We start from the raw sequence: 12591 nt of genomic DNA on the forward strand, positions 1-12591 counted from the left end.
CGCTGATAGGTAAGCTACACTTGTATCCCTATCATGGTAATATCATCACGTTGTTCAGCGTTTTTTTGGTGGTTGGCAAGGGCTTGCTCAAATGCCGTTATTTGTTCTTTCATAGGCAACAATTTGGCTTCTTCTATTACTTTTAGTAGCCCCTTTTCGGTAAAACTGCGTCGTTTGGGGCTAGGCATGTCTACGTACCCATCTGTAGTCAAATAAATAAGGTCACCTTTGTTCAGCGTTATTTCTTCATTAGTAAACTCACGTTTTTCTTCGTGTTGCCACCCTCCAATACTGGTGCGATCGCCTTTGAGCTGGCCAATGTTGCCATCATTTACATAATACAACGAACGTTTGGCACCCGCAAATGTAACCAATACCTTGCCTTCCTTAGCTTCGTCTATTCTGCAAAAGCAAACATCCATGCCATCTGTATTGTCTGATTTTGCCTGCTTGAGCGCAAACCTTACTCCCAAGTGCAATTGCTCTAGAATACTTGCCGGGCTTTTTACCCGTTTCTCGTTTACTATTTCGTTGAGCAATGAAAACCCGATCATACTCATAAACGCCCCTGGCACCCCGTGTCCGGTGCAATCAACCGCAGCAATAAATATTTGATTTTCAATTTTATTCATCCAATAAAAATCTCCCGAAACCACGTCTTTGGGCTTATACATCACAAAATGATCCTCAAGTGTTTCGCTCATTCTTTCATTGAAAGGCAAAATTGCCTGCTGAATGTTTTGGGCATAGTTGATACTTGCCATAATTTTATCGTTTTGGCGGAGCAACTGCTGGTTACTCGATTCAATAAAATCACGTTGAGCAATAATTTCTTCCTGATTTTGCATCAACTCCTCATTTTGGGTAGCAATCTCTTGTTGTTTTTTCTGCAACTCATTATTTTGAGTCTCAATCTCCTCTTGCTTGGTTTCCAACAAGGAATTTTTGCTTTCTATCACATTATTTTTTGTTTCCAGTTTTTTGTTGGCGCGTCTTGCCATGATAAAACTACCCAGCACCAATACAATAATAATAGAGAGCAATATACCAACACCAATGTAAAATTTTTCTCGTTCTTTCCTTTTGTTCTTTTCACTTTGCAGCTTTAGTGCTTGAACCTCTTTGCTTTTTTGTAGCAGTTCATTTTCTTTTTGAATCTCCTTTTCCTTGAGCTCTTTTTGCTCAATGGCAAGTTTTTGCAATTTACCCTGTTGCTGTAGCAAGGCTATTTTCTTGGCTTGTTTTTCTTTATTAAGTTGTTGTTGAGTAAGCAGCAGACTTTGTTTAGCTTTTTGTTGTTCCAGCGCTTGTTGTTGTAGTTTGGCTTGTTGTAGCGCCTGAGTTTGGCGCAATAGCTCTTTGTCGCGTCTCAATAGCTCATTTTCTTTAGCTTTTTTTTCTGCTTCCAGTTTTGCTTTGTTTAGCGCCAGCCCTTGTACCTCTTTGTCTACCAACAACAAGCGCAGCTCTTTTTCTTTTTTGTCTACAATGGCCTGTTTTTGTTGCAAAGCCTTTTGCTTTTGATTGGCTTGAGTGGCTAGTTCATCTTTAATTTTAGCGTGTAGTTTGTAATACTTCAAGGCTCGGCGGTTGCTGCCCCGGTGTTGGTAAATCGTAGAAAGCGTTTCGTAACTTCTCATGAGTGTTGCCTTGCTGTTGGCATTTTTACCAAATTTAATTGCCCGCTCAGTGTATAATTGTGCGTTTTCGTCGTCACCCATCACCACATACACTGCCGCTATATAGTTACACAATTCGGCAATCTGGACTTCTTTTTTTTGGCTTTCTCTAATTTTGGCCGCCTCAAAAAAAGACAGCAAAGAGTTCTTATTATCGCCCAGTAACTGATAAATCACCCCTTTGTTGGTAAGAATGGTACACATTTGCTCAAGGTCGTTTAACTCCTTGTATAATTGAAGTGCCTCTGTAAATGCCTGTAGCGATTGAGGGAGTTGATTGGTGTATTTATAAAAATAGCCAATTCTGTTTACTGCTTCGGCTACCCCTTTTTTGTTCCCTGTTTTTTCCTGAAGTTGGCGCATTTTCTGACTATATTCCAGCGCTTTTGCAAACTGCGACTTCACATTGTAAATGTCAATGAGGCGTTTGAGCGAAGCTATTTGACCTGGCAAATCATTTTTTTGTTCGTATATAGCCAGCGACCGCTGGTGATAGACCAATGCTTTGTCGTAATTGCCCAGTTGTGTATAAGCGTTGCCTATGCGGTTGGTAATGGTAATGTCAGGGTTGGTCTTGTATGCCAATAGGTAGTACTCCAGGGCTTTCTCGTTCACCCCCCATTGCTCATACAATAAACCTGTTTCGTAGTGTACCAATGAGAGTTTTTGAGGGTTGTTTTTTCTGGCATAAGCCTGCGAAGCCTGCAGGTAAAAATCTAGTGCGGTGGCATATTGTTTTTTTTGTTTGCTATTTCTGGCTTTTTGTAATAATTCATCGGTAGGTGATTGTGCATAAATACTGGTAGTGGTTGATAGAAGGATGGATAAACAAATGAATAAAGCAGACCTAAGCATATTGTTGTTGTCCATTCTTATATAAATTTATTTTGCAAAGCTAAGCCTTTTAGCCTATTGAGATGATTTTTCCTATAGATAGATAACAATAATTTAACCGAAAATATTACTATTTTATCCTTTATAGGGTTTGTCTTTGCTTTTTTGACTAAAAATACAGCCATATATGGAGGCCGTATTGGACGGGGTCAGGTTTAGTTGGTTATTTTTGGAGTTTTACTAAGCCTAGGCGAGTGGCAGTTGTAGCTGAAAAAGGTTCATCCTTAAATCATTGTGTCTTATTTGAAGAAAGGCAACAAAAAACCTTGCCGATGATAAACGGCAAGGGGTGGTATGATATAGAATGCTTACTTGTATAGTTGAAGTCAGTCATTAAAAAGCCTTGATATAATCTTTACTGCATTGCTGTTGGTTTCTCCCTCTAATATTTGCTGAAACTCTTTTTTTTCCTCCTCTTGCAGCGTACTCAAAAATTGATACCCAGAGTCCATCTCTTTACCAGCCATTTGCCAACTTGGAAAAAAACGCTCTTTGATTGGCTTGAGCGACAGCATTAGGGCTTTGTCGTGGCGTGAATCAGTTTTAATCTTGTCGTACAAGGTCACAATCTGTTCATTATCTCCTTCCAGTACTTGCAAAAATTGAACTTTCGAGTACAAGAGCACTCCTGTAATATTTTTTTTGCCGTTGTTTTGTATACTTTGCTTAAGTATTTTTTCTACCTCTTCACTGGTACAGGAAGAGTTTCTAAAACTGATGTACAATAGTTCTGATAACATAATTTTTGATAAGGTTTGGTTTGATAAAAGTTTAGTTAAGTTTATGAATAAAACCGGCGTACATTACTTCACCACCTAGTGTAAATTCCGATACCGAAATGTGTGCATCAAACACGGTTCCGTCTTTGTGCTGAGCCTCTACCTGGCGCCCTACACCTATGATGGTTTTTTTGCCAGTATCGGCATAGTTTTTCAGGTGAGCATCGTGTTGACTGGCATAATGCTGGGGCATCAACATTTTTATATTTTGCCCTATTACTTCCTCAGGTTCATAGCCCAATAAGTTGGTTACGGCAGGGTTGACCGACTGTACAATGCCCTGACGATTCATGGTGATGATTACATCAATGGCTGTATTTAAAATAGCCTGCATTTTTTCCTGATTCATCTCCGATATTTTTGCTTGCTTTTCGAGCACTTTTTGTGTAGAGGTAGCTTGGCTGATATCACGAATAAACCCAGCATAAAATACCTCTTGGTTTACCTTAAACTCCGACACCGAAATATGAGCGTCAAACACAGTTCCGTCCTTTTTTTGAGCCTCCACCTTGCGGCCTATGCCAATTATTTTCTTTTCGCCTGTATTGGCATAATGCTGTAAGTAACCATCGTGTTCTGAGGCATACTTATGAGGCATCAGCATTTTTATGTTTTGCCCTATTACTTCCTCAGGTTCGTAGCCAAACAATGAAGTAACCGCAGGGTTGGCAGTTTGCACAATGCCTTGTCGGTTCATGGTAATAATTACATCTATCGCTGTATTAAGTACTGCTTCTGCCTGTTTTTTGCTTTTTTCCAGCTCAGTGGCTTGTCGGCGTATTTCATCTTGGGTAGTGCGCACTTGTCCAAGCTGTTCCTGCAGTTCTCTTTGGGTGTTGGCTAAGTCACTTATATCACGTATAAACCCAGTATATACCACCTCTTCATCCATTTTAAACTCCGACACCGAAATATAAGCGTCAAACACAGTTCCGTCCTTTTTTTGAGCCTCCACCTTGCGGCCTATGCCAATTATTTTCTTTTCGCCTGTATTGGCATAATGTTGTAAGTAACCATCGTGTTCCGAAGCGTACTTATGAGGCATCAATATTTTTATATTTTGCCCTATGATTTCCTGAGGTTCATAGCCAAACAATGACGTAACCGCAGGGTTGGCAGTTTGCACAATGCCTTGTCGGTTCATGGTAATAATTACATCTATCGCCGTGTTAAGTACTGCTTCTGACTGTTTTTTGCTTTTTTCCAGCTCAGTGGCTTGTCGGCGTATTTCATCTTGGGTAGTGCGCACTTGTTCAAGCTGTTCCTGTAGTTCTCTTTGGGTGTTGGCTAAGTCACTTATATCACGTATAAACCCAGTATATACCACCTCTTCATCCATTTTAAACTCCGATACCGAAATATAAGCGTCAAACACAGTTCCGTCCTTTTTTTGAGCTTCCACCTTGCGGCCTATGCCAATTATTTTCTTTTCGCCTGTATTGGCATAATGTTGTAAGTAACCATCGTGTTCCGAAGCGTATTTATGAGGCATCAGCATTTTTATATTTTGCCCTATGACTTCCTCAGGTTCGTAGCCAAACAATGAAGTAACCGCAGGGTTGGCAGTTTGCACAATGCCTTGTCGGTTCATGGTAATAATTACATCTATCGCCGTATTAAGTACTGCTTCTGCCTGTTTTTTACTTTTTTCCAGCTCAGTGGCTTGTCGGTGTACTTCATCTTGGGTAGCTGCCATTTCTTCCAGGTTTTGGCGAAGCTCTTCCTCAGTGGTGCGTACTTGTTCAAGTTGTTCCTGTAGTTCCCTTTGGGTTTTGGCTAAGTCGTTGATGTCGCGTATAAACCCAGTATATACCACCTCTTCATCCATTTTAAACTCCGACACCGAAATATAAGCGTCAAACACGGTTCCGTCTTTTTTCTGAGCCTCCACCTTACGGCCTATCCCAATGATCTTTCTGTGTCCTGTTTCAGCATAATTTTTCAGGTAGCCATCGTGTTCTGAAGCATATTTATGAGGCATGAGTATTTTTACATTTTGCCCTATTACCTCTTCTGGCTCATAGCCAAACAATGAAGTAACTGCAGGATTAATACTTTGGATAATGCCCCTATAGTTCATTGTGATAATCACATCTACAGCAGTATTGAGTATCGCATCGTTGAGCTGTTTGCTACGACTAATCTCTTTAGCTTGTCGGTTGAGCTCATCCTGAGTAGCCACCAACTCTTCCATATTTTGGCGCATTTCTTCTTCTACTGCCTTTATCTCTTCCAGTTGCTGCGCATTTTGCATTTGCAGCACGCGTTGTTCGGTAATGTCTACCGCATATTTTACTATTTTGTATGGCTCACCATCTAAACCTATGATGGGATTATAGCTGCCTTTGATCCATACTTTTTCTCCTTCTTTTGTCAATCGTTTAAACTCTCCTTCTATAAACTGCCCGTTTTGTAGCTTGTGCCAAAACTGACTGTATTCGTCAGATTGAGCCTCTTGTGCATCTATAAAAATCTGGTGGTGTTTGCCTCGTACCTCTTCGAGCTGATACCCCGTGAGTTGAGAAAATAGCTCATTGGCACCAGTGATGTGACCATTTAAGTCAAACTCTACCACTGCGTTCGACTTGTTGATCGCAGCCATTTGATTGTCCAGGTCTTGGCTGAGCTTTTTCTCTTGGGTAATGTCAGAGGCAAATTGAATAACTTTGTAAGGTTTGCCGTTGATGTCTAGTATAGGGTTATAGTTGCCCTTGATCCATATTTCTTCCTCACTTTGGGTGTATTGTTTAAACTCTCCTTCTATAAACTGCCCGTTTTGCAGCTTTTGCCAAAACTGGCGGTACTCTTCCGAGCGTTGGTATTCGGGGTCTACAAATACCTGGTGGTGCTTGCCTTTCAAATCGTGCAGGGTATAGCCAAATGCTTGCAGAAAGGTATCATTGGCTGTTAGAATGTGACCGCTTAGGTCAAACTCAATCACCGCTGACGAGCGGTCAATTGCTTCCAGTTGGTTGGCAAGGTCTTGCCTTAACTTTTTTTCTGAGGTAATGTCCAGAGCAAACTGCATTATTTTGTAAGGGGTGCCGTCTCCTCCTTTTACTGGAGTATAAGACGCCCTCAGCCATACTTCTTTGCCTTGGTTGCCAATACTTTTAAATTCGGCACTATGGGTTTTGCCTTTGCGTAAACTATCCCAAAAATCTTGATAGGCAGTAGTTTGTGCATATTCATGGTCTACAAACATTCGGTGGTGTTTGCCAATGATATCGTCAAACTCGTATCCTGTCAATTGTAAAAAAAGTTGGTTTGCATTCAACACCATCCCTTTCATGTCAAACTCTATAGTGCTAATGGTTTGATTGATTGCATTGATATTGCTCGACAACTCTTTTTCTTTTTTATACATTTTTTCCTGCGTTGCCGTCAACTCCTCCATATTTTGGCGGAGCTCTTCTTCCTGGGTCAGCAGTTCTTTTTCCAGTTCTTTTGCTTCGGTAAGCAGGTCGCGGGTTTTGATGTTGTTTTGAATACTGTTAAGCATGGAAGCAATGTTTCCTCCCAGTCTCTCGAGCAAGTGCAGGTAGCGGGGGGCTACCTCTTGTAAATACAACAACTCTACTGCTCCGTATACTTCTTGATTAAAAATAAGCGGAATCACTACTACACAATTGCCACTGAGTTGCCCCATAGAGGCCTCCAGTACCATATTATTGGCTGGAATATTGTCTAGTATGATCGTTTCTTGCCCTTTAACGGCTTGCCCTATAAGCCCTTCGCCAATCTTAAATGTACTCTTGGCAAGCGTTTCTACAGTACAGGCATAGCCAGCCGTAGCTTCTACTTGTTGGGTGTCTTGGTTGAGGGTAAAAAAAGTGCCCCTGAGCGAGTGGGTCAGTTTGGCCAGGTGAAAAATTACCGCATCGGCAAACTCTATCAGTGATTTGTCATAATTGCTCCTTAGTACATCGTCAAATTTGGTAAGGTTAGAGTCTACCCACAAGCGAGCCTTCATCTGCTCATTTTCTTGCTCTAGTTTTTGTACCAGTTCTACATAATGATCAATACTGTGCGTGACCTCCTTATGATCACCTGTTTGTCCATTTTTCATAATAAAGTCTTGTTAAGTACGATGGTTGAATTCATTACTGATTTAAAAGATAGTTTTGAAGGTATGGGGTAATAGAAATGATTGATTAACTAATCAAACAACAAAGCTTAAGCCGTTTTGTATAAACTTAATAAATGTTTTTGAATACTGGTATTTATACAAAGGAAATTTTGTGGGTGGGTGTAAAAATAACCAAGCCCTATACATAGCACAATGCCTGGGGCTTGGGTGGGCTGTTTTAGCTCATTTGTAATTTGATCATTAGGGCAAGTTTTTTTTATACTAGCCAAGGTTTCAAAAGCCTTGGCTGGTATGGTTAAGGCTATTGCTAAAAAAAATAACGAAGCAGCCGCGCAACGTGCATAGTCTGAGATACTTGATATTTTTTATCAAAACAGCCCTTTAACAAACAATGAAACAAACCTTTAGCCTTATCAAATGTCTTGGAGGGCATGCTTCCTTGTCTGTTGGGTAGACATTGCCCTGAACAGGTAAAATACCAAAACAAAAAAAAGCGTGACAAACCTGCCACGCTTTCAACTTGTAGATTAGGTGTTTGTTTATGCCATGACTGCTTCGGGAGCTATGTGAATGGCAAGGTTACCCCCTTGGGCAATGCGCAGGTCTACATTGTGGGTGCTGTGGTGACGCAACGGATAGACAGCGGGCACAAAGTGAGCCACCACCGAATGGTGTGACTGACGATGTGTTGGTTTTTCGTTGCCTTGAATCAGCTTTGACGAAAACAGAAAAACATCGCCTGCCTGAATATCCTGATTGTAGCGACTCAGGTTACTGGCCTTGAGCAGTTTTTCTAACACCTGCTGAGCTTGGGTGGCTACCTGGGGTTGCCCACCTGGGTAGGCATTGATCGCCTGTATAGCCAATGCGTTGTATTGTTGGTACAAATGAGTCACTTCCTCTGAAAATACCTGGGTGTTGTCTAGTAAATGACTTTTCGGAAAAAGCGTAAATCGTCCTCCGTTTGCGTCTATATCTTCCAGAGCCACCCAGCAACCTATCATGCTGCCTGTGCGGGCAGAGTCTATCAAGTGACTGTCTATGTGGTCAGGGCTACCTTGGCTGCTTTCAGCATACATGCTTTGTACCAGTACCGGACGTTCTCCCATGAGCTTTTTCAACAGCTGTTGTAATGCATCGTGTCCTAACAGGTCTACTACCGAAGACCTGAACCCAATCAATGCTTCGGGCAAACTCTCGTGTATATTGAGCAAGGGGTTGGTCATGAACCCATCTTCCGAAAAAAGATGGGTTTCGTATTGATCAGTGCTTTGCCTGAGCAAGGGCTGGTCAAAAGGCTTGACTGTTTGCAGGTACTGTTGTTTGATGTGCCGGATCATTGATCGATCTACAAAATTGCTCAAGTGCAAAAAGCCTTGCTGTTCAAAATGTTCTTTAAACGTCATTGTTTTGTTAGATATTTAATAAGCTTTGTTTAAATAGTATTTGGTATACCCAACCTGTGGGATGTTTGGTTTTTGAATGTAAAGTACGGTCATCACCTTATATTTGGTGAGCTTTTGGCAAGACAAAAAGTGCAGCCAAAGTTGTGTGGTTATATAAAGCATAGGTTTAACTTTTGTAATGACAAATGAGGAGAAGTAGTATGCCTGAATCCTCTTTTCTGTCTTCCTATAGTGGCAGGGCAAAGGAATATTTTTGCCAAAGCAGAAATAGGACAATTTGTGTAAACCCATATACCAGTAATCATAGTTCGTTAACAGCATTGTTTGTGTAAGAAAATTCGCTTTGTATGGTTTTAATAGGGATTTTTAGCTATGATTTAATTAGCCAAGAACCCCCGTCTTGTATTTCGCGGGGCAAAATTAGCATATCTATCGAAATATTTTAGCATTTTAAGTAGATTTAACACACCTGTTAAAAACCAGTAAATAAAGCGCAGGCAAATTTTATATGGAGTTATGTGGCTAAAGGCAAAAATATGTTTAATTTAAAAGACTGAATCAATCATCCAGTTGTTTTTGATAAAAATACCCAAATAAATTGTTCTGTTTTTCGACTGTACATCCACCAGACATTTGGTGCCTTAGAGACACTTTATTTCTTGCATTTTACTTATGGTTGATACAAGGAATGTTTTTTGTAGTTTCTTCATCCCGCACCATTTCCCAAAATTAACTTAACTAAGTCTCCTCATGCATTGCAGGTTATTCATTTTATTTTTTTTAGTGTATATGTTTGGTGGGCTGGACACACAAGCACAAACTCCAGAAATAGACAGCCTGGAGAGCAAGCTTGCCAATACTCCGCCTGATGTACGCCAAATTAAAATATTGAGTAAACTCTCGTGGAAACTGCGCGATTCAGACCTCAAAAAAGCCCTAAACTATGGCATTAGAAGCCTTAAATTAATCGCCCAGTTTAAGCATCACAAAGCCGCCGCCCAAACCAACAATTATGTAGGGGTGATCTATCGCAACCTTAACCAATACAGCAACGCCATTACTTATTATTACCGGGCACTTAAGGCCGCCCAAACCAACAATCAACCCATTCAGATAGCATATGCTTATAACAATATCGGCGAGATTTTTAAGTTTCAGAATCGCCTGAAAGATGCCGGGCAAAACACTCAAAAAGCCATTGATATGTTCAAAAAGTTGAACAACAAAGGAGGGGAGGCTTATGCACACTTGCGCCTGGGCGAAATACTACAAAAACAAGGCAGGGTTGAAGAGGCATATAACGCCTACAGTGAAGCAGCAAAAATTAGAGAAAATATGCCCAAACAGCCTCGGTTGGACGTAGTTTATAACCGAATTGGGAATTTGTTTCTTGAGCAAAAAAACTATGACCAGACATTTGTCTACCTCACCAAAGCCAAAGAAGCCAACATCCGCAATAATGTACGTGGCACGGGTATTTATAGCGTTGAGGTAAGCTTTGCCAAACTATACATCGAGCAAAACCAACTCGACAAGGCAATTTTAATTGCCCAAAACACCTATAAAAAAGCCCAGGAAATTCCGTCAAAACCTTTGATGGCAACCAGCCTCAAGCTATTGTCAGAAGCGTATGCCCTCAAAAACGAACATACCAAAGCCTACGAGTACCAGCAACAGTACATCCAAATCACCCAAGAGTTTGTAAACACCCAAAACAGGTACAAAATAAATGTACTGGAGTCTATTCATCAACTAGAGCAAAAGCAGTCGGAGCTGGAGCTTTTGAAAAAAGAACAAAGAGAAGTGATTTTGCGACGCAACTTTGTATACGCCCTCATTGGCAGTGTGCTGTTATTGTTGGGGTTGTTGTCGGTATTGGTCTACAACAACCAGGCAAAGCAAAAAGCCAATATGTTGTTGCAAATCAAGAACGACCAGATTGACAGTAAAAACCAAGACATTACGGCAAGCATTACCTACGCCCAGCGCATTCAACAAGCTTTGCTATACCTCGAAGACGCCAATAGTTTTATGCCCGACTATTTTGTGTTGTTTCGCCCCCGAGACATTGTTTCGGGCGACTTTTATTGGGTTGAAAAGGCAAAAGGCAAAATATTTATGGTGGCTGCCGACTGTACCGGGCACGGGGTGCCAGGGGCTTTCATGACTATGTTAGGGTCGCAGGCATTGAGCAACATCATGATTCAAAACAAGGTGTACGACCCTGCACAAGTGCTGTTGCATTTAGATATGATTTTGCGACGCACCCTCAAGAGCAAAGATACGATGATTCGCGATGGCATGGACATAGCCATTATAGTGATTGACCCACAAAAACATGAGATGCAATACTCGGGAGCTAAAAACTCGTTGATTTTGGTGCAAAACCAAGAGGTGCAAGAGATCAAAGGGAGCATGTACAGCATCAATGGGCATCGCCCTGTAGAGGTAGATGCAGGGTACGAAACCCATACCATAGACATTTCTATACCAAGCACTTTTTATATGTATTCTGACGGCTTCCAAGACCAGTTTGGGGGCAAAAAAGGGCGTAAGTTTATGAAAAAACGTTTTCGGGAGTTGTTGCATACAATATCGCGTCAACCTATGAAAGAACAAAAAGCCACCCTCGATAAGGTGTTGAATGCCTGGATGTTGGGTCACGATCAGGTAGACGATATTTTGGTAATGGGGGCAAGGTGGCCAGGGAAAAGCACTTAATAATTGATGATTGGTAGTGCAATAAGGATGAAACCCATTAGAGTATTTTACCCTATCGGAGGATTCAGGTTTTGGGCTTCTCAGTTAAGTGCATATTTGTCATCAGTGTTTGAAGAGGTTCGATCAGATCATTTAGCAATTAATAAGGCAGGACAAGTGTAGACGGGCTCAGCCACAAGGCTTACTTGTTTTGATGGTGCCAAGCCACCCTCGGTAACCTGGCACAATAACCCAATAAAATAATGGCAAGCAATTATACCAACGCAGTTTGTTCTACCTCTTTGCCTACCTGGGCAATCCACTGAGTAAACAGCTTGCCTTCTATAGCACAAATGGCCTCAGCATGTTGTTCCCATTCCGGCGAAAAATCTTTGAGTTGCGCCACCATTTCCTGCAAATGACCTTCTTCCTCTACAATGATTGCCTTTACCTGAATCTTACTCTTTTCTCTAGTCAATACCTTTTGGTATATCGGGTAAAGTTCATCGGCGCGTACTTCTATAGCATAAGTTACCAACAGATAAGCCGCGTATTTTAGGTCATAATCTGCCAACTGAAAATGTTTTTTTACATACCGACTGGCGGCTACGTCTAAAGCCTGTAAGTATTGGTAGCTTTTGACCGGAGCCAACAAATAAGGAGCTTCGTAGGTTGGGTACTGCTCAAGGGGTACCAACTTACTCATTTGGCGCTTAAGCAAAAATGCGTGACGTGCTTCTTCAGCCGCGTGTTTTAGTATGGTAAGGTTTACCTGGGTGGGGTGTTCAGACGCCGAAATCTTGCGGGCACCTGTGTTTTCCATCATAGACAAACTATTGAGCCAGCGGGCGTGTAAGTCATTGTTTTTTACAATTATGCCAATCAAATTCTCCAATTCTATCATCATTATAGGTGTTTAATTTTAAATTTTTGCCAATCATACAACCACGCAACGAAGCAATAGTTTTGTTTGTGCTTACCTGTTGTTGTCAGCATTTCGGGATAAAACTCAGGCAAAGTTGCTAAATTATGGGCAATGCGCA

General features: G+C 41.2%; 6 protein-coding genes. 1 reads left to right on the forward strand and 5 read right to left on the reverse strand.

From position 1 onward, the window contains the following. Positions 1-14 precede the first annotated feature (14 nt). The 4 genes from M23134_RS22575 to M23134_RS22595 form a co-directional block, all read right to left on the reverse strand. Positions 15-2549 carry a SpoIIE family protein phosphatase gene (locus M23134_RS22575; RefSeq protein WP_004156403.1) on the reverse strand — a complete coding sequence of 845 codons (2535 nt, stop codon included), beginning with the start codon at positions 2547-2549 and terminating at the stop codon, positions 15-17. A 350-nt stretch (positions 2550-2899) separates the two neighbouring features. Continuing rightward, positions 2900-3313 carry a BLUF domain-containing protein gene (locus tag M23134_RS22580; protein ID WP_004156404.1) on the reverse strand — a complete coding sequence of 138 codons (414 nt, stop codon included), beginning with the start codon at positions 3311-3313 and terminating at the stop codon, positions 2900-2902. A 31-nt stretch (positions 3314-3344) separates the two neighbouring features. Then, positions 3345-7421, reverse strand: coding sequence for a PAS domain S-box protein (locus tag M23134_RS38690; RefSeq protein WP_004156405.1), 4077 nt, complete (start codon positions 7419-7421; stop codon positions 3345-3347). 560 nt (positions 7422-7981) lie between these two features. Further along, entirely contained in the window at positions 7982-8848 is an 867-nt protein-coding gene (locus M23134_RS22595; RefSeq protein WP_004156407.1) for a phytanoyl-CoA dioxygenase family protein, read from the reverse strand. Positions 8849-9598: 750 nt separating this feature from the next. Here M23134_RS22595 and M23134_RS22600 point away from each other — a divergent pair. After that, the gene (locus tag M23134_RS22600) at positions 9599-11569 is read left to right on the forward strand and encodes a SpoIIE family protein phosphatase (protein WP_045114124.1); all 1971 of its coding nucleotides are present in this window, start codon (positions 9599-9601) and stop codon (positions 11567-11569) included. A 253-nt stretch (positions 11570-11822) separates the two neighbouring features. Here the strand turns inward: M23134_RS22600 and M23134_RS22605 are convergent, their stop codons facing one another. Further along, positions 11823-12455 carry a hypothetical protein gene (locus tag M23134_RS22605; RefSeq protein WP_004156411.1) on the reverse strand — a complete coding sequence of 211 codons (633 nt, stop codon included), beginning with the start codon at positions 12453-12455 and terminating at the stop codon, positions 11823-11825. Between the last annotated feature and the right edge of the window lie 136 nt (positions 12456-12591).

Source organism: Microscilla marina ATCC 23134, assembly GCF_000169175.1.
Taxonomy (GTDB): domain Bacteria; phylum Bacteroidota; class Bacteroidia; order Cytophagales; family Microscillaceae; genus Microscilla; species Microscilla marina.